Source organism: Xanthomonas sp., assembly GCF_017163755.1.
Taxonomy (GTDB): Bacteria; Pseudomonadota; Gammaproteobacteria; order Xanthomonadales; family Xanthomonadaceae; genus Xanthomonas_A.
This window is the reverse complement of record NZ_JAFIWC010000027.1, coordinates 1-18632: the sequence shown is the minus strand read 5'-3', so window position 1 is coordinate 18632 and position 18632 is coordinate 1. Positions and strand designations below refer to the sequence as shown.

Here is an 18632-nt window from a genome sequence, read left to right as displayed (position 1 = left end):
TGTCAGCTCGCCGCAGGGGGAGATAGGAAATCCAGGGTGGGCGCCAGCCGGTAGGCCGCGCTCAGTTCGGTCAGCCCGGCCGGGGCGCCGACGAGCGCGACCTCGGCCTGGCCCTGTGCGCGCAGGCGCGCGCCCAGTTCGGCCAACAGCGCCAGGCCGGCGCTGTCGACCCGTTCCACGCCGCGCAGGTCCACCGCGCGCGCGCCATCCAGCGCGCGCGTGGCGGCCGGCCACAGCGCGATGGCCGCGGCACGGTCGAGCACGCCGGCCAGCACCAGCGTGTCGCCGTCGCGTCGCAGGCTGGCGTCAGTTGCCACTGCCGTTGCCGTTGGCCGGTGCGACTTGCAGCGAGCCGGCGCGCAGGTCGGCGGCCACCTGGGCGATCGACTTCTGCCGCAGCGGCGCATCGAACTGGTTGCGGAAGGTCTGCACATAGGACACGCCTTCGACCATCACGTCGAAGATCTTCCAGCTGCCGCCGACGTTGCGCACCAGGTAGTCGACCGGGATCGGGTCGCCGCCGCTGCGCACCAGTTCGGTGGACACCTTGGCGCCGCGGTTGCCCGGCAGCGGGGTCTCCGACTTCACCCGCACCCGCGGCTTGCCCTCGAAGGTCAGCAGCGAGGAGCCGTAGCGCTGCATCAGGTTGTCGGCCATCGCGTCGGCGAACAGCTTGACGTCGGCATCGGAGGCGCCGCGGCCGTGCACGCCCAGCACCAGGCGCGCGGCGTAGTCGCGGTCGAAGGACTTGTTCATCTCGCCGTCGATGAACTGCTTGAGCGCGGCGTTGTTGCTCTTGAACTCGGCGCGGCGCTGTTCCAGCGTGGCCAGGATGCGGGTGCTGTTGTCGAGCACGACCTTGCTCGCCGAACCCTGCTGGGCCGCGGCGGCCGGCGCGGCGGCCTGGGCCAGCACGGTGGCGGGCGCCGCCGCGGCCAGCGCGGCGGCAAGAGCGATGGAGAGGAGTTTGATGGTCATGGCTTGGGTTCCGTAGAGGGCGACGCATCGCCAGGAGAAGCGGGGGTGCTGCCGGCCGGCGCGGCGCTGCTGCCGCCACCGCCGCCGAACATGTACTTGCCGACCAGCTGGATCAGGTCTACAGCAGGCTGGGTGAACACGATCTCCTCGCCGGGCTTGAGCGTCTCCGGATCGCCGCCCGGCTGCAGGCCGACGTAGCTTTCGCCGAGCAGGCCGCTGGTCAGGATGCCGGCCGAGGTGTCCGCCGGCAGGTCCTGGTAGGTGTCGTCGATCGCCAGGGTGACGACGGAATCGAACTTGGCCGGATCCAGCTGGATCTTCGCCACCTGGCCGATGATCACCCCGCCGATCTTCACCGGCGCCTGTTCGCGCAGCTGGCCGATCTGGGTGAAGCGCGCGGTCAGCTCGTAGCGACCGCCGCCGAAGCCCCATTGGCGGTTGGTGGAGGCGAGCGCCAGCACCAGCAGCGAGGCCAGGCCCAGCAGCAGGAAGGCGCCGACGGCGAACTCGAGACGGGGACCACGGATAGCCATAGGGGTATCTACCTAGTTTGATTCGACAGGACGCACGGCATGGGCACCGTGCGCCGGGTTGCGGGTACCGCGCGCCGCCGCGGCGCGCTGCGATGGAATGCGCGCATGGCCTACTGGAACAACAGCGCCGACAACACGAAATTGAACATCAGCACCAGCAGCGAGGCGTTCACCACCGCGCGGGTGGTGGCCACCGAGGTGCCCTCGATGGTCGGTTCGGCATGGAAGCCGACATACGAGGCCACCAGCGCCGCGGTACCGCCGAACACCGCCGACTTGAGCATCGCCACGCCGAAGTCGTCCCAGAAGTCCACGCTGGTCGACAGCGCCGACCAGAACGTGCCCTTGTCCAGGCCCAGCACGTGCACCGCTTCGAAATAGCTGGCGCTGATCGCCAGCGAGCAGAAGATGCCGGTCAGCAGCGGCACGGTCAGCACCGCAGCCCAGAACCGCGGCGCCACCGCCTTGGCCACCGGGTCGATCGCCATCAGCTCCAGCGCCTTGATCTGGTCGGTGGCGCGCATCAGCCCCAGTTCGGCGGCGATCGAACTGCCGGCGCGGCCGATGAACAGCAGCGCGGTCAGCACCGGCGCCAGCTCGCGGTACAGCGACAGCCCCAGCAGCGTGGACAACGCGTCGGAGGCGCCGTAGGTCTGCAGCGTGCGGTAGCCCTGCAGGGTCAGCACCAGGCCGACGAAGGCGCCGCCGACGGCGATGATCGGCAGCGAGCGCGCGCCGACCTTGTAGATCTCGCGGGTCAGCTCGGCCAGGAAGTCGCGGGTGGGCAGCGAGCCGCGCAGCACGGTCAGCGAGAACAGCCCGGCGCGGCCGAGCGAGCGGATCGATTCGGCGAAGGCCATCAGGCGGCGCTCCTGGCGCGCGGGGCGGCGTCGAACGGGATCGGGCCGTCCGGGCGGCCGTGCAGGAACTGCTGCAGCAACGGGTCGGCGCTGGCCTGCAGCGCGTCCGGGGTGCCGGCGAAGACCACCCCGCCGTTGGCGATGGCGATGGCCTGGTCGCAGATCGGCAGGGTCTCGTGCACGTGGTGGCTGACGATGATGCTGGTCAGGCCGAGGGTGTCGTTGAGGCGCTGGATCAGGCTCATGATCACCCCGCTGGCGATCGGGTCCAGCCCGGTCAGCGGTTCGTCGTAGATCATCAGCGGCGGGTCCAGGGCCAGCGCGCGCGCCAGCGCCACGCGCCGCGCCATGCCGCCGGACAGCTCGCGCGGCCAGGCGTCGGCCGCGGCCAGCAGGCCGACCGCGTGCAGCTTCATCGCCACCAGCCGTTGCAGCACCGGCTCGGGCAGGCGGGTGTGCGCGCGCAGCGGCAGGGCCACGTTCTCGGCCACGCTCAGGTCGGTCAGCAGGCCATTGCCCTGCAGCAGCACGCCGATGCTCTTGCGCGTCTCGCGCAGCGCGCGGCTGTTGCGCGGCAGCGGCTGGCCGAACACGGTGACGGTGCCGGCCACCGGCTCCAGCTCCCCGGTCAGCGCCGCCAGCAGCGTGGACTTGCCGCTGCCCGACGGGCCCAGCACGGCGGTGATGCTGCCGCGCGGCACCGACAGCGATACGTCGCGCAGGATGGTGCGCCCGCCGCGGTCGATGCGGACGCCGGACAACTGCACCAGGCTGGATTCGGAAGACGCCATTGCGGCCTTTTAACGAAAAAACAACGCAGGATTGAACCACCCGGCTGAACTTAACCGAACTGGACCGTGCAGTATTGTCGCATTCACAAGGCGCCTGTGCGAATGCCGCATATCGCCGTACATGCAACAGCGTGTATTGGGATGATCGCCGCCGCCTGTGCGGTTGGGCGGGCGGCGCAGACAGCGTGCTGGTCCGGGAATGCGATAGCTCCGTAGGTTCCCGGCACCGGCACGGCCGCGTCCCGCCGACCGGGCCGGCGGCGAACGCGCTGCCCGCCGGCTGGCCACCGGCTCTCCCCGGCGTCGCCGCTGCCGCCGCCACCGCCGGAGCACGCCTTCATTGGATCGTGCCGCCGCCCGCGGGTGTGCGAGTCGGCCGGTCGCCTGCGGCGGGCTTGTGCGCTCGCGGCGCAGACGCGACGATGCGGGGCGGCGATGCGCCGGACGACAGGAGTCATCCATGGAGTTGCTGACCTTGGAACATTTCGCCGGGAGCGTGAACGAGACGTTCTCGGCCGCGCTGAACGAAGGCGAGGTCGATTTCGTACTGGTCGAAGCGCGGCCATTGCCGGCCAGGTCCGCGATGCAGCGCGCGCCGTTCTCGCTGCTGTTCCGCAACGCCTCGGCGTTCCTGTTCCCGCAGCAGACCTACCGCATGCGCCATGCGCGCCTGGGCGAGCTGGGGATTTTCCTGGTGCCGGTGGCGCGCGAGCGCGATGGCTTCCTGTACCAGGCGATATTCAACTGAGCGATGCCGCTGCCGCGCAGGCGGCACGCCAGTGCATCGCCAGGTGGGTGTCGCTGGCGCCGGCGGCGACGAACCCCAGCCGCGCGTACAGCCGCTGCGCGTCGGGATTGGCGTGCAGCACGTGCAGCGCCAGCGCGCATCCGGCCGCATCCGCCAAGGCCTGCGCGTGCGCGACCAGCGCGGTGCCCAGTCCTTGCCCGCGCCAGGCCGGCAGCAGGCTGATGTCCACCAGCACGTGCGGCGCCGCCGCGCGCTGCAGATAGAGCCGGCCCAGCGGTGCCTGCGCGGCTTCCACGATCAGGAAGTCGGCGTCGGCGTAGTGCGTCAGGTAATGCGCATGCTGCAGCGCGAACTGCTGGTCGAGGAACGCGCGCTTGGCCGGCTCCGGCCACGGCACGGTGGCCAGCTCCGCGCCGCGGGTGCTGGCGTACAGCTCGCGCAGCCAGGCCAGGTCCGCATCGCGTGCGGCGCGCAAGCCGATGCCGCGGGCGCGCAAGGCGCCCGGTTGCGCGATGGGCATGCGCCGGTCTGGAAAGTTGGGCGCCGGCACACCGGGTGCGGACATGCCGGTCGCCTCAATCGAACGACGGATAGGTTCCCGATAGCGCAATGCAAAAGTTCACCGCCAGGTAGGGCTGCTGGTTCTGGTGTGGCGCGCCGGTGCCGGTGGGCTGCAGCGCCGTCGGTGCGAACTGCGCGTTTGGTGCCGCTGCCGCGACGAAGGGGCGCGCGGTGCTGCTGCCAAGCGCCGACAACGCCGCGCCCGCGGTGGGCGTGCCGCTCTTCTTGGTCCGGTCCGGTTGCGCAAACATCGTGGCGGTGTGCTGGTGCGGCGGGATCTGCGTGGTCTGCAGGCTGACCCCGGCCGAGCCGAACGTGTCGCCGCGCTGCCGGCTGGTCAACCCGGGGCCCTGGCCTTGTTCGCAGCCGGCGCGCCCGCAGAAGTTCGGCAACTGGAACGTCGTGCTGCCGTTGCCGCCGTAGGCGGTGCCGAGCAACGAGAACAAGGCGCTGTTCTGCTGCACCGGCAGCGTGGCGCCATTGCACAGCGCCCAGCCCACGGGATTGAAATCGAAGCCGAACAGCTGGATTTCGCCGAGATAGGGTTCGGTCATGAACGCGGTCCTCCGGTGGAACGGGCAGGCGCCGCGCGAGCGCGGCGCGGCGGATGGGTCAGCTCTGCTGCGGAAAGATGCCGGCGGTGGAGATGCAGTACTGCACCGTCAGCGTCGGCATGAGGTTGTCGTGCGGCAGGCCGTCGCCGGTGATCGTGGTCGACTGCGCGGACATCGTCACCGCCGTGGCGCCGGTGATGTCGGTCGCATAGAACACGTCGGCGGCGACCGCGGCGGGCAACAACCCGGCCGGTGCGGTGGCGGTCGCCGCGGCCGCCGTGGCCACCAGCGTATGCGTGTGCGCCGGCATCTGTGGGCCGATGAGGGTGACGGCTTCGGTTCCGGAGACCTGGCCGAGCACATAGTTGCTCAGGCCCGGTCCCTGGCCTTGGTGGAGCGGCAGCCGTCCGCGCAGGTCCGGCACCGCGAACGTGTTCTGTCCGTCGCCGCCGTAGGTCGTGCCGATCAGCATGAACAGGGTTTCGTATTCGGCGATCGCCAGCAGGCTGCCGTCGCACGCCTGCCAGTTCTGCGGGGTGCGGCCGAAGCCGAACATGCGGATCTCGCCGATGAATGGAGTGGCCATGGTGTCCTTCCTGGTCGGTGCGCTGCACGCCATCGGCGCGCGGATGGAGGGCGGCTCAGCTGCGCGAGGGGAAGATGCCGTTCAGCGCGATACAGAAATTGAGCGCGGTGTACGGCTGCAGGTTCGGGTGCGGCAGGCTGCTGCCCGCGGGGCCGATCGACGCCTGGTTCAGCGCCACCAATGGCCCCGCTGCCGCATACAGCGCCGACGCCGGCCCGGTGGTGCTGACGTTGTTGCCGAACAGGTTCCCGGACGGGTTGCGGTTGTTGCCCGCGGCGCTCGAGCCCTGCAGCAGATGGTTGTGCGCAGGCAGATTGTCGGGCAGCGGCGAGACGTTCTCGGCACCGCCCACTTGCCCAACCGGTGCCGCCGGCGGTTGCCAGGACGGATCCGCCGACGGCGAAGCGCCGAGTGGCGTGCGTCCGCGCAGGTCGGGCAACGCGAAGGTGGTGTTGCCGTTGCCGCCGAAGCGCGTGCCGAGCACGCTGAACAGCGCCTGGTTCTGATTGACCGGCAACAACTGTCCGTTGCACTGCGCAAAATACTTGGGCGCGAAAACGAAACCGGTCATCATTATCTGACCGATGAAGAACTCGCTCATGCGGATCTCCCCCGATTTGATGCCGAGGCATTTTGCCCGGCGCGCCTTACTTAATCATGGATTTACCGGCGCGCAAGTCTTGATAATAATGAACGAGACAGTCTCAGCGCATTTGTTGCTTTACCCGCAATAAAAATTACTGTTCAAATGCGGGAGCAGTGCGAAGGGGATTGCCTTGCAAAGGCTGTATTCGCGCTGTCTGAGGCACCAGGAGCGTTGCCGGCGCCAGTGGGGTGGCGCGACCTTTGGGGAATGGAATATGTCTACGAAATGCACCGTCTCTTTCGGCTGGATGCGCGTCGTCGCCTTGCGCTGGCCGACAATGCTTGCCTTGTTGCTGGTGGCAACGCTGTATTCCGGAGCGGCTGCAGCGGCGCCTTCCCAGTTCTGTCCGACGATAAATACCAGTGTCGTGCAGGGCGGTTCGGTGCAGATAGACGTCACCACCTGCGACGGCACGGGAATCTACGACATCGGCGTCGGCTGGGACGGCGTGCAGCCGGCGCACGGTACGCTCGACGTGCCGAACCCGAGCGGCCCGCAGGGCACCCAGATCGTCACCTATACCCACGACGGGATTTCCACCGCCAGCGACAGCTTTCCGCTGGAGGATGGGGAAGGCAACACCATCACCGTCAACATCACCGTGGTTCCCGCGCTATCGGCCAGCATCGCGGTGAGTCCGGCGAGCCGCAACGAAGACAGCGGCGCGGCCTTCACCTACACGGTGACGTTGAGCCAGACCAGCAATTCGGCAACGACGGTGAACATCGCGTCCAGCGGCACCGCCACCAGCGGCGTGGACTACAACGGCGCGGTGGGCAGCGTCGTGGTCCCGGCCAATACCACCACCGCCACGTTTCCCATCACCCCGATCGCCGACGGCACCGTCGAAGCGGACGAGACGGTGATCATGAGCGTGGCCAGCGGCAGCGGTTATGGCATCGGCAGCCCGTCCAGCGCCACCGCCACCATCCTCAACGACGATGTGCCCAGCGCGTCGATCACGGTGGCCCCGGCCAGCGTGTCCGAGGACGGCGCCACCAATCTGGTCTACACCGTCACGCTCGACCAGGCCCCGGTGAATGCGACATCGATCGCTTTCAGCGTCGGCGGCAGCGCCACGTCCGGCAGCGACTACGCGGCCGTGAGTTCGCCGCTGGTGATCGCCGGCGGCCAGGCCAGCGGCACCATCACCATCAATCCGACCGTCGACGGCACCGTCGAACCCGACGAAACCGTGGTGATCAGCCTGGCCGCGGGCAGCGGCTACAGCGTGGGTTCGCCGGATAGCGCGACCGGCACCATCGCCAACGACGATGTGCCCTCGCTGAGCATCAACGACGTGGGCCTCAACGAAGGCGATGCCGGCACCAGCAACGCCACCTTCACCGTCTCGCTCAACCAGCCGGCCGGCGCCGGCGGCGTCACCTTCGACATCGCCACCGCCGATGGCAGCGCCACGGCGGGCGTGGACTACGCCAACGCCAGCCTCACCGGGCAGACCATCCCCGCCGGCAGCAGCAGCGCCACTTTCACCGTGCTGGTCAACGGCGACACGTTCAACGAACCCAACGAGACCTTCTTCGTCAACGTCACCAACGTCAGCGGCGCCACCGTCGGCGACGCCCAGGGCCAGGGCACCGTCGTCAACGACGATGCGGTGCCGACCGTGTCCATCGACGACGTCAGCGTCAACGAAGGCAACGGCGGCACCACCACCGCGACCTTCACCGTGAGTCTGAGCACGGCCAGCGGCCAGACCGTGTCGGTCAACTACGCCACGGCCGACGGCACCGCCGCCGCGGGCAGCGACTATGTGGCCCGCTCCGGCACGCTCACGTTCGCGCCCGGCGTCACCGCGCAAGGCGTTGCGATCACCGTCAACGGCGATACCGCGGTCGAGCCGAACGAGACCTTCAGCGTCGATTTGTCCGGCGCCAGCAACGCGGGCATCGCCCGCGCCACCGGCACCGGCACCATCGCCAACGACGATGCGGTGGTGACGGTCGGTCCGGCATCGCTGCCATCGGCGACCGCGGGCACGGCCTACAGCCAGACCCTGAGCGCCAGCGGCGGCACCGCGCCTTACTCCTTCGTGATCAGCGCGGGAGCATTGCCGGCCGGATTGACCTTGAGCGCCGCCGGCGTGCTGTCCGGCACGCCGACCGCCAGCGGCAGCTTCAACTTCACCGCGACCGCCACCGACAGCGGCGGCAGCCCCACCAGCGGCAACCGCGCCTACGCGCTGGTCGTGGCCAGCCCGACGCTCACCCTGCCGGCCACCGCCCTGGCCGGCGGTACTGCGGGCCAGGCGTATACGGCCGCCATCAACCCGGCGACCGGCGGCATCGCGCCGTACACCTATACGCTCAGCGCCGGCGCACTGCCGGCCGGCGTCACGGTCAACAGCGCGACCGGTGCGCTCGGCGGCACTCCCACCGTGGCCGGGACCTTCGCCTTCGCCCTGACCGCAACCGACAGCACCACCGGCACCGCCGGGCAGGCGAGCCAGAGCTACAGCCTGAGCATCGTGTCGCCGACGCTGACCATCGCGCCGCCGACCTTGCCGGGCGGCACCGCCGGCAGCGCCTACAGCCAGGCGCTGAGCGCCAGTGGCGGCACCGCGCCGTACGCCTTCGCCATCAGCGCCGGTGCGTTGCCGGCCGGGCTGACCTTGAGCGGCGCCGGCCTGCTCGCCGGCACGCCGACGGTGGCGGGCAGCTTCGCCTTCACCGCGACCGTCACCGACGCCGGCGGCTTCACCGCGACACAGGCCTACACGCTGGCCATCGCCTCGCCGACGCTGGCCATCGCGCCGCCGACGTTGCCGGCGGGCACGGTCGGCAGCCCCTACAGCCAGGCGCTGAGCGCCAGCGGCGGCACGGCGCCGTACAGCTACAGCGTCAGCGCCGGCACCTTGCCGGCCGGGTTGACCCTCACCAGCGCAGGCGTGCTCGCCGGCACCCCGACCACCGCGGGCAGCGCCGCCTTCACCCTCGGCGTCGCCGACGCGAACGGTTTCGCCGCGGCGCAGGCCTACACCGTGGCGATCGCCACGGCGGTCCCGGCACCGGTGGCGGTGAACGACACCGGCGACACGCTGGTCGACACCGCGCTGACGCTGGCGGTGACCGGCAACGACACCGGCAGCATCGACACGATCGCCCTGGCCACCGCGCCGAGCCACGGCACCGCGGTGGTGGACGGCGTGCAGCTGGTGTACACGCCGGCAACCGGCTACGTCGGCGTGGACAGCCTGAGCTACACCGCCACCGGCGCGGGCGGCACTTCGGCGCCGGCCACGGTGACCATCACCGTCAATGCGCGCCCGGTCGCGGTGTCGACCACGATGCAGGCGGTGTCCGGCCAAGCGCAGACCGTGGACCTGACCAGCGGCGCGACCGGCGGGCCGTTCGTGGCCGCCACGCTGGTGGCGTTGTCGCCGGCCAGCGCCGGCACCGCGACCATCGCCCGCAGCGGCGGCGCCTCGGCCGCCGGCGTGCCCACCGCCGCGGCCAGTGACGGGCCGAGCTTCCTGCTGACCTTCACGCCGAACCCGGCCTTCTCCGGCCAGGCCACGGTCCGCTTCACCCTGTCCAACGCGTATGCGACCTCGGCCGAAGCGGCCATCGTGTTCGTGGTCGCGCCGCGTCCGGATCCGACCCTGGATGCGGAAGTGCGCGGCCTGATCGATGCGCAGGCCGAGTCCACCCGGCGCTTCGCCAAGGCGCAGATCGACAACTTCCAGCGCCGGCTGGAGGCGACCCATCGCGGCGCGCGCGGCTTCGACAACGGCCTGAGCTTCCAGGCCACCTCGCATTGCCGCCAGGCCGAGCGCGGCCTGGGCGCGCAGCCGTGCAGCCAGCCGACCTGGGACGCGGACGCGGATGCGGCCGACGCCGATCGGATAGCGGCATCGTCGGCGCGCGCCTCCACCGGCGCGGTCGAGGGCGAGCTGGGCCTGTGGGTGGGCGGCGCGATCCGCTCCGGCAGCCTGGACAAGCAGGCCGAGCGCGCTGGCGTGGACTTCCAGTCCGACGGCCTGAGCATGGGCGCCGACTATCGGGTCAACCGTTCGCTGGCGATCGGTGCCGGCGTGGGCTGGGGCCGCGACGACAGCGATGTCGGCGACAACGGCAGCCGCAGCGAAGCCACCGCCTATACGCTGGCGCTGTATGCCAGTTTCCACCCGGGGCAGTATTTCTTCTTCGACACCCTGGTCGGCTACCAGCTGCTGTCCTACGACCTGCGCCGCTACGTGACCGGCAACGGCGAACTGGCCGAGGGCGGCCGCGACGGCAGCCAGTGGATCGGATCGGTGTCCACCGGTGCCGACCTGCAGCGCGGCGACTGGCAGATCACCCCGTACGCGCGGGTGGACATGGCCCGCGCCACGCTCGATGCCTACAGCGAAGGCGCGATGGCGCCGTTCGCGCTGCGCTACGAGGACATGGACGTGGCCACCACCACCGGCAACCTCGGCCTGCGCGTGGAATGGCGCCGCGAGATGTCGTGGGGCCAGTTCACCCCGCAGTTCCGCGCCGAATACCAGCGCGACTTCCAGGGCCGTGGCGATGCGACCTTGAGCTATGCCGACATCACCGGCGGATCGTTCTATCGCACCGGGCTGAGCGTGTTCGACCGCAACCGCGTGATGCTGGGCCTGGGCGCGGTGTTCAGCACCGACCAGGGCCTGTCCACGCGCATCGAATACCGCGGCGTGACCGACGGCGACAGCGGCAGCGACCAGACGTGGATCTTCAACGTGGAGAAGAAGTACTGAGGCGTCGCGAAGCGCTCGCGGAGCCGGTGCACGAGGCGCCGCACCCTCATCCGCCCCTGCGGGGCACCTTCTCCCGGTGGGAGAAGGAACAGCCGCACATAGCCCCTCTCCCGCCGGGAGAGGGGTTGGGGTGAGGGTCCGGCGCGAAGCACCTCGTGGAATTGGGAGCACGAGGCTTCGCTCGCACCCTCATCCGGCCCTGCGGGCCACCTTCTCCCGACGGGAGAAGGGAGAAGCCGCATGCACCGCCCACGCCTGCGCCGGTCAACCCGACCCGCATCACGCGACGACGCGGCGCGCGCGCATCCGGCACAATGCCGCCACGCATGCACGCCTCTTCCGCGCCCGACTTCCGCCTGTATCCGTCCAACGCGCTGGATACCCTGGCCGCCCTGCTGGCCGAGGAGTTGCGCCGGCCGGTGCCGGAGCAGCCGCTGCTGGCGCCGGAAGTGGTACTGATCCCGCAGGTGGCGATGCGGCGCTGGCTGCAGTCCACGCTGGCCGCCGAGCACGGCGTGGCGGCGAACCTGGAATTCCTCACCCCCGGCGAGTTCGTCGCGCGCGCGCTGGAGGCCAATCTCGGCGCGGCCGCCGACGACCTGGACCTGGCCACCACGCAGTGGCGCCTGTACGACGCGCTGCAGGCCGACCTGGGCGGCGATGCGGCCCTCGCCCCGCTGGCCGGCTACCTGGCCGACGGCGACGCGCTCAAGCCCTGGGCGCTGGCCGGCGAACTGGGCAGCGTGTTCGAGAAGTACCAGGCCTGGCGCCGCGACTGGCTGCTGCGCTGGGAAGGCGGCGCCGATGCGGACGACCCGCAGGCGCGGCTGTGGCGCCGGATCGCCAGCGGTCGCCCGTACCGCGCGCGCCGCATCGGCCAGTACCTGGACCGCTACGCGCGCTCCGACGGCCCGCTGCCGCAGGGGCTGCCGCGGCGGCTGTTCGCCTTCGCCATCCTCAACGTCTCCCCGGACGTGCTGCGCGTGCTGGCCACGCAGGCGCGCGTGGGCACGCTGCACTTCTACCTGCCCACGCCGGCGCACGGCTACTGGGGCGATCTGCAGACCCTGTGGCAGCGCCGCCGCCAGGGCGGGGCGGTGGACCTGTTCGCCGACCAGGTGCAGGAGAACCCGCTGCTGCAGGCCTGGGGCGCGGCCGGGCGCGACTTCATGGCGCTGGTCGGTGACTACGAGGTGGTGCATCCGCTCGCCGAGATCGCGGTCTACGCCGATCCGCTGGAGTCCGGCCGGCGTGCGCTCGCCGACGGCGGCCTGGGCGACAGCCTGCTGCGGCGCATGCAGAGCGACCTGTTCCACCGCCGCGCGCCGGCCGTGCCGGCGCCGTTGCCGGCGGTGGACCTGGCCGATCCCAGCCTGCAGGTGCACGCCTGCCACACCCGGCTGCGCGAACTGCAGGTGCTGCACGACCAGTTGCGCGCGCTGCTGGACGATCCGCGCTTCGACCCGCCGCTGCAGCCGCGCGAGATCGCGGTGCTGTCGCCGGACATCGATCCCTACGTGCCGTACCTGGACGCGGTGTTCGGCGGCCGCGGCAGCGACGACGCGCTGCCCTATGCGCTGGCCGACGCCAGCCCGCTGGCCAGCGAGCCGCTGGCCGAGGTGTTCCTGACCCTGCTCGGCCTGCCGCTGTCGCGCTTCGGCCTGCACGAGATTCTCGACCTGCTGGCCACCGCGCCGATCGCCGAGGCCGCAGGCCTGGACGAGGCCGCGCTGGAGCGCCTGCGCGGCTGGCTGCATGCCGCCGGCGCGCGCTGGGGGCTGGACGCGGCGCACCGGCGCCAGCACCAGGCGCCGGACGACGACGCCTACACCTGGCGCTTCGCGCTGGACCGGCTGCTGCTCGGCCATGCCAGCGGCGCGGAGGACGACATTGGCGGCGTGGCGCCGTGGCCGCAGCTGGAAGGCAGCGCGCTGGCCGCGCTGGACACCCTGCTGCGGCTGTTGCGCGTGCTCGACCGCCACCAGGCGGCGCTGGCCGAACCGATGACGCCGGCGCACTGGCGCGAATGCCTGCTCGGCCTGCTCGATGCGTTGATCCCGGCCACGCCGTCGGCGCCGCGCGCGCAGCGCGCGCTGGAGCGGTTGCGCACGCTGATCGACCAGTTCGCGCGCGACGCCGCGCGCGCCGACTACGCCGGCAAGGTGCCGGCCGAGGTGGTGCGCGCGCATTTCGCCGCCGCCCTGGGCGAGTCGGACACGCGCGCGCCGCTGCTCACCGGCGGCATCAGCTTCGGCCGCATGGTGCCGATGCGGCTGCTGCCGTTCCGCGCCATCTGCCTGCTGGGCATGAACGATGGCGACTTCCCGCGCCGCGACCCGGCCGCCGGGCTCAACCGCCTCACCGCCGAGCTGGGCACCGCGCGCCGCCGCCACGGCGATCGCTCCACCCGCGAGGACGACCGCTTCCTGTTCCTGCAGCTGTGCGCCTCGGCGCAGGACGTGTTCTACCTCAGTTATCTCGGCGCCGATGCGCGCGACGGCACGCCGCGCGAGCCGTCGGTGCTGGTCAGCGAACTGCTGGCCAGCGCCGCGCAGTACCACGCCGAGCCGAAAGCCATTGACAGGCTCGTGGTGCGCCACCCGTTGCAGCCGTTCGCCGCCGCCGCGTTCGGCGCGCTCGGCGAGGACGGCGCCGACCCGCGCCGCTTCAGCTACCGCCGGCAATGGCGGCCGGCGGTGGACAGCCTGGCCGGGCAGCGCCGCCCGCTGCCGCCGTGGGTGGACGGCGCGTTGCCGGCCGACGACCTGGCGCTGCCGGCGAGCGTGTCGATCGACGACCTGCGCCGGCTGTTCGCCGATCCGGCCGGGCAGTTCCTGCGCCATCGCCTGGGCATGCGCCTGCCCGACCCGGCCGGCGAGGACAGCGACCTGGAGCCGCTGCTGGCGCCGAGCGGCGGGCTGGACCAGTACGGCCTGCAGCAACAGGTGCTGGAGGCGGTGCTCGCCGACGCCGCCGACGGCCTGTACGAGCGCCTGCGCGCGCGCGCGCTGCTGCCGTCCGGCCCGCTCGGCCGGCGCCTGCTCGACGAACGCCTGCACCAGCTGCGCCCGTACGCCGACGCGTTCGCGCAGTGGCGCGGCGACGCGCCGGCACGCTCGCAGCGGCTGCAGGTGCGGATCGACGACATCGACCTGCACGGCCGCCTGCCCGGTTGGTACGCCAACGGCGTGGGCCGGGTACAGGTCGGTGCGGTCAGCGGGCGCGCGGCGATCCGCCACGGCCTGGAATGGCTGCTGCTGCGCGCCGCCGGCGAGCGCGCCGACTACGTGCGCTTCTTCGAAGACGACGACAGTCTCGGCCCGCATCCGATGGACGCCAACCCGGCCGAACCGCTGTCGCAGGCACAGGCGCAGGCGGCGCTGGCCGAGCTGCTGCGGCTGTACCGGCAGGGCCTGCAGGCGCCGCTGGCGTTCGCCCCGTACAGCAGCTGGAAATACCACCAGGCCGCACGCAACGACGACCTCGACAAGGCGATCAAGGACGCCGCCGCGCAGTGGCAGGCCAGCTTCGGCTGGAGCGAGGCGACGAGCCCGGAACTGCGCCTGGTGCACCGCGGCCGCGACCCGTTCGCCGATGCGCAGCGCTTCGCGGCCTTCGCCGCCACCAGCCACCGGCTGTATTCGCTGCTCGAACGCGGCGACGCCGGCGGCGCGCTGGATCCGGCGCGGCTGGCCGAGAGCTGGCGGCAGTGGCGCGGCGCGCAGGAGGACGCCGAATGAGCGGCTCCCTCGCCGACGACCCGTACCTGACCCTGCCGCTGCACGGCGTGCGCCTGATCGAGGCCAGCGCCGGCACCGGCAAGACCTTCACCCTGGCCACGCTATTCACCCGGCTGGTGGTCGAGCGCGGCCTGCGCATCGGCCAGATCCTCGCGGTCACCTTCACCGAGGCCGCCACCCAGGAACTGCGCCGGCGCATCCGCGAACGCCTGGCGCTGGCGGCGACGCTGATGCCCGATGCGTCACTAGCTTCTGTAGGAGCGGCTTCAGCCGCGACAGATATCCAGAGCGATCTGTCGCCAACCGAGATCGCCGACGGCCTGTCGCGGCTGAAGCCGCTCCTACAGGAAACACCGGACGCCGTTCTCACCCGCGCCATCCTCGCCGCGCATCTGGCCGCCAGCGGCGAATCGCCCGCCGCCCTGCGCCGCCGCCTGCAGCAGGCGGTGGAGGAAATCGACCTCGCCGCCATCTTCACCATCCACGGCTTCTGCGCCCGCGTGCTGCGCGAGCACGCGCTGGAGAGCGGCCAGGCCTTCGCCGCGCCGCAGCTGCTGGCCAACGACCGCGAACTGCTGGCCGAAGTCGCCGCCGACCTGTGGCGCCAGCGCGCCGCCGATGCGGCGATGGCCGAGGACCTGGTCGCGCTGTGGCCGGGCGGGCCCGAGGCACTGGCCAGCGACCTGCGCGAACTGGTGCGGCATCCGCAACTGCTGCCGGCGGTCGCCCCCACCACCGACGATCCCGCCGCGTTGCTGCAGGCGGCGCAAGCGGCGGGCAGCGCCTTGGCGGCGGCGTTCCAGGCGCACGGCATCGCCTTCTTCGACGCCATCATGGCCGCGATCGACGGCGGCGTGCTGAGCAAGGTCAGCTACAAGCCCGACTGGCTGGCCGCGCTCTGGCATTGGTTCGACGGGTTCGCCGCCGCGCCGGCGCCGGGCCTGCCGCCGCACCCCAAGTTGATCAAGCTGACCGCCGCGGAACTGGCCGCCGGAACCAACAAGAAATCCGTCGACCGCACCCCGGCCTCGCCGCTGAGCCACGCCATCGACGGCTATCTGGCCGCGCTGGCGCGCGTGGAGGAATGGCGCGGCCGGCGCCGCATCCGCCTGCTGCACGCGCTGCGCGACGATGCCGGCGCACGCCTGGCCCTGCTCAAGCGCCAGCGCCGCGTGCAGACCTACGACGACCTGGTCGACGGCGTGGCGCGCGCGCTGCAAGGCCCGCAGGGCGAGGCGCTGGCGCAGCGCTTGCGCGCGCAGTACGCCATCGCGCTGGTGGACGAATTCCAGGACACCGACGCGCGCCAGTGGTCGATCTTCTCCACGGTGTTCGGGTCCGCGAAGGAACATGGCGAGCGCGGCGTTTCGCCCGGCGAGCATGGCACCGAACCGCCCGACGGAGCGCAAGCGCGCTTCCTGGCCCTGATCGGCGATCCCAAGCAAGCGATCTACGGCTTCCGCGGCGGCGACGTGCAGACCTACCTGGCCGCGGCCGCCACCGCCGAACCGGCGCCGCCGCTCGGGCACAATTTCCGCTCGCGACCGGCGCTGCTGGCGGCGATCGAGGCGCTGTACGCGCAGGCCGGGCATGCGCAGGCGTTCCTGACCGAGGGCATCGCCTTCCACCCGGTGCAGCCGGGCACCAAACGAACCGATGCCGAACTGCAGCGCGACGGCGCCACCGCGCCGGCGCTGACCCTGTGGCGCGCGCCGGAGCCGCCGCCGCCGCCGGCCGCGTCTGCGGCCAAAAACAAATCCGCCGGCAAGCCCAAACCCTGGAGCGCCGGTCGCGCGCGCGCGCTGTGCACCGCCGCCTGCGTCGCCGCGATCCGCGACTGGCTCGCCGGCGGCCGCGCCGGTACCGCCACGGTCGGCGGCCGCGCGGTGCAGGCCGGCGACATCGCGGTGCTGGTGCGCAGCCATGGCGAGGCCACCTGCATCCAGCAGGCGCTGGGCGCAGTCGGCATTCCCGCGGTGGCCGCCGGCCGGCAGAGCCTGTTCGCCACCGACGAAGCGCTGGAACTGCTGACCCTGCTGCAGGCGCTGATCGACCCGGGCGACGATAGCCCCCTGCGCGCGGCGCTGGCGACGGTGTTGATCGGCGAGGACGCCGCGGCGATCGCCGTGCTGGAGCGCGACGGCGATCGCCACCGTCGTTGGCAGCAACAGGCGCTGGACTGGCGCGATCGCTGGCAGCGCGGCGGGCCGCTGGCGCTGATCGGCGACCTCGGCGCCGCGCACGCGCACCGCCTGCTGGCGCTGGTCGACGGCGAGCGCCGGCTGACCAACTACCTGCAGCTGGCCGAGGTGCTGCAGGAGGCCGACACCCGCGCGCTCGGCCCGCACGGCCTGGTCGACTGGTTGGCGCGGCGCATCGCCAATGCCGACGACAGCGACGAGACCCAGCAGTTGCGCCTGGAATCGGACGCGCGCCGGGTGCAGATCGTGACCCTGCACAAGAGCAAGGGCCTGGAGTATCCGCTGGTGTTCCTGCCCTACGTCGGCATCGGCCGCAGCGACCGCGGCGCGGGCCGGCATTGCGCCGTGCATGCGCCGCCGCTCGGCCGCCAGCTGCACTGGAACACGTCGAAGTGGAGCGCGGGCAACGACGACCCGGCCTGGAGCGCGGCCGAGACCGCCTGGAAACAGGAACAGCGCGCCGAGGACGCGCGCCTGCTCTACGTCGGCCTGACCCGCGCCGAGCACGCGCTGTGGATCGCCACCGGGCCGTTCCACCAGCACGAGCGCACCGCGCTGGCGGCGATGGTCGCCGACCTGGACGCGCTGCAGGCCGCCGCCGGCGCCGGCGCGATCGTCGTCGACACCACGCCGCCGCCGGCCAACGTGCCGCGCCTGCCGCCGGCCGCCGAGATCCAGGTGCCGCCGGCGCGCGTGCCGCAGCGGCACATCGCGCCGGACTGGTGGGTGTACAGCTTCACCCAGCTGGCCAATGCCGATGCCGGCGCCGCCACCGACCCGATGGCCAGCGCCACCGTCGTCGGCAGCGGCGGCAGCGACGAGCCGTCCACCAGCGAGGCCGTCGCCACGACGCTGGACGTCGAAGCCTTCGACCGCCGCTTCGCCGGCAACCGCTTCGGCGTGGCGATGCACGACGTATTCGAACGCTGCGACTTCGCCGCCTGGCGCGATTGGGTTCCCGGCCAGCCGGCACCGGACGGGCAGACCGCGGCCATCGTTGAAGCGTTGCAGCGTGGCGGCTACGCCCAGGACGAACTGGACGACGGCGCCGCCATGCTCGCCGCGCTGGTCGGCCACACCCTCACCGTCGCCCTGCCCGAAGGCACCTGTCTGGCCGCGGTGCCCGCACCGCAGCGCCGCAACGAAATGGAATTCCACTTCGCCATGCGCCCCACCCGCGTCGATGCGCTGCTGGCGCTGCTGCACCGCTTCGGCGTGGTCGGGCAGCGCCAGGCGTTCGGCGCGCGCCAGCGCCTGGAAGGCCTGATGACCGGCCTGATCGACCTCACTTACCAGCACGACGGGCGCTGGTACGTGCTCGACTACAAGTCCAATCGGCTGCCCGCCTACGATGCCGACGCGCTGGCGCGCGCGATGGCGCACAGCGAATACGAACTGCAGGCGCTGATCTACACCGTGGCCCTGCACCGCTGGCTGCGTTTCCGCCTGGGCACGGCCTATGACTACGCCCGCGACTTCGGCGGCGTGCGCTACCTGTTCTGCCGCGGCCTGGACGCCACCCGCGACCCGTCGCCCGGCGTGCACGCCTGGCGCTTCGACCCAAAGCTGGTCGAAGCCGTCGATGCCCTGTTCGCCGGTGCCCTGCCTGAGCCCCTCTCCCCCCGGGAGAGGGGTTGGGGTGAGGGTACGTCCGCCTACAGCGCCCCCGACCACGGAGCGCCCGCCCCATGAC

The 18632-nt window shown here is 71.7% G+C and carries 13 protein-coding genes; 4 read left to right on the top strand and 9 right to left on the bottom strand.

Annotated features, from left to right (window positions below):
* Positions 1-2: 2 nt before the first annotated feature.
* The 5 genes from JR065_RS16995 to JR065_RS16975 form a co-directional block, all read right to left on the bottom strand.
* Positions 3-317 carry an STAS domain-containing protein gene (locus tag JR065_RS16995; RefSeq protein WP_206235504.1) on the bottom strand — a complete coding sequence of 105 codons (315 nt, stop codon included), beginning with the start codon at positions 315-317 and terminating at the stop codon, positions 3-5.
* Positions 307-978, bottom strand: a complete 672-nt coding sequence (locus JR065_RS16990) for an MlaC/ttg2D family ABC transporter substrate-binding protein (RefSeq protein WP_206235503.1) — start codon at positions 976-978, stop codon at positions 307-309. Before JR065_RS16990 ends, JR065_RS16995 begins: the two co-directional genes overlap by 11 nt.
* Positions 975-1511, bottom strand: coding sequence for an outer membrane lipid asymmetry maintenance protein MlaD (gene mlaD / locus JR065_RS16985; protein ID WP_206235501.1), 537 nt, complete (start codon positions 1509-1511; stop codon positions 975-977). Before mlaD ends, JR065_RS16990 begins: the two co-directional genes overlap by 4 nt.
* 110 nt (positions 1512-1621) lie before the next feature.
* Positions 1622-2371: an MlaE family lipid ABC transporter permease subunit gene (locus tag JR065_RS16980; protein WP_206235500.1), complete on the bottom strand. Its 750-nt coding sequence runs from the start codon at positions 2369-2371 to the stop codon at positions 1622-1624.
* Complete coding sequence (locus JR065_RS16975; RefSeq protein ID WP_206235499.1) at positions 2371-3162, bottom strand: ABC transporter ATP-binding protein; 792 nt, start codon at positions 3160-3162, stop codon at positions 2371-2373. The genes JR065_RS16980 and JR065_RS16975 overlap by 1 nt, the downstream gene beginning before the upstream one ends.
* A 460-nt stretch (positions 3163-3622) precedes the next feature.
* Here JR065_RS16975 and JR065_RS16970 point away from each other — a divergent pair, with 460 nt between their 5' ends.
* Positions 3623-3910, top strand: a complete 288-nt coding sequence (locus JR065_RS16970) for a DUF6916 family protein (RefSeq protein ID WP_206235498.1) — start codon at positions 3623-3625, stop codon at positions 3908-3910.
* On the opposite strand, the gene JR065_RS16965 is transcribed toward JR065_RS16970, so the two are convergent.
* Genes JR065_RS16965 through JR065_RS16950 form a run of 4 tightly spaced genes read right to left on the bottom strand, consistent with a single transcriptional unit; the run spans position 3903 to position 6212 of the window.
* Positions 3903-4430, bottom strand: a complete 528-nt coding sequence (locus tag JR065_RS16965; RefSeq protein WP_206235496.1) for a GNAT family N-acetyltransferase — start codon at positions 4428-4430, stop codon at positions 3903-3905. The genes JR065_RS16970 and JR065_RS16965 overlap by 8 nt on opposite strands.
* Before the next feature lie 55 nt (positions 4431-4485).
* A complete protein-coding gene (locus JR065_RS16960) occupies positions 4486-5025 on the bottom strand; it encodes a phage tail protein (RefSeq protein ID WP_206235495.1) in 540 nt (179 codons plus the stop codon).
* A gap of 58 nt (positions 5026-5083) precedes the next feature.
* Entirely contained in the window at positions 5084-5611 is a 528-nt protein-coding gene (locus JR065_RS16955; RefSeq protein WP_206235494.1) for a phage tail protein, read from the bottom strand.
* A gap of 55 nt (positions 5612-5666) precedes the next feature.
* A complete protein-coding gene (locus JR065_RS16950; RefSeq protein ID WP_206235493.1) occupies positions 5667-6212 on the bottom strand; it encodes a phage tail protein in 546 nt (181 codons plus the stop codon).
* A gap of 259 nt (positions 6213-6471) precedes the next feature.
* Between JR065_RS16950 and JR065_RS16945 the strand changes: the two genes are divergently transcribed.
* The 3 genes from JR065_RS16945 (at position 6472) to recB (ending at position 18631) form a co-directional block, all read left to right on the top strand.
* Positions 6472-10998, top strand: a complete 4527-nt coding sequence (locus tag JR065_RS16945; protein WP_206235492.1) for an autotransporter domain-containing protein — start codon at positions 6472-6474, stop codon at positions 10996-10998.
* Positions 10999-11324: 326 nt separating this feature from the next.
* Positions 11325-14738 (top strand): exodeoxyribonuclease V subunit gamma, encoded by a 3414-nt coding sequence (recC, locus tag JR065_RS16940; RefSeq protein ID WP_206235491.1) that lies wholly within the window; start codon positions 11325-11327, stop codon positions 14736-14738.
* Positions 14735-18631 (top strand): exodeoxyribonuclease V subunit beta, encoded by a 3897-nt coding sequence (gene recB, locus JR065_RS16935; RefSeq protein WP_206235490.1) that lies wholly within the window; start codon positions 14735-14737, stop codon positions 18629-18631. Before recC ends, recB begins: the two co-directional genes overlap by 4 nt.
* Position 18632: the final 1 nt, after the last annotated feature.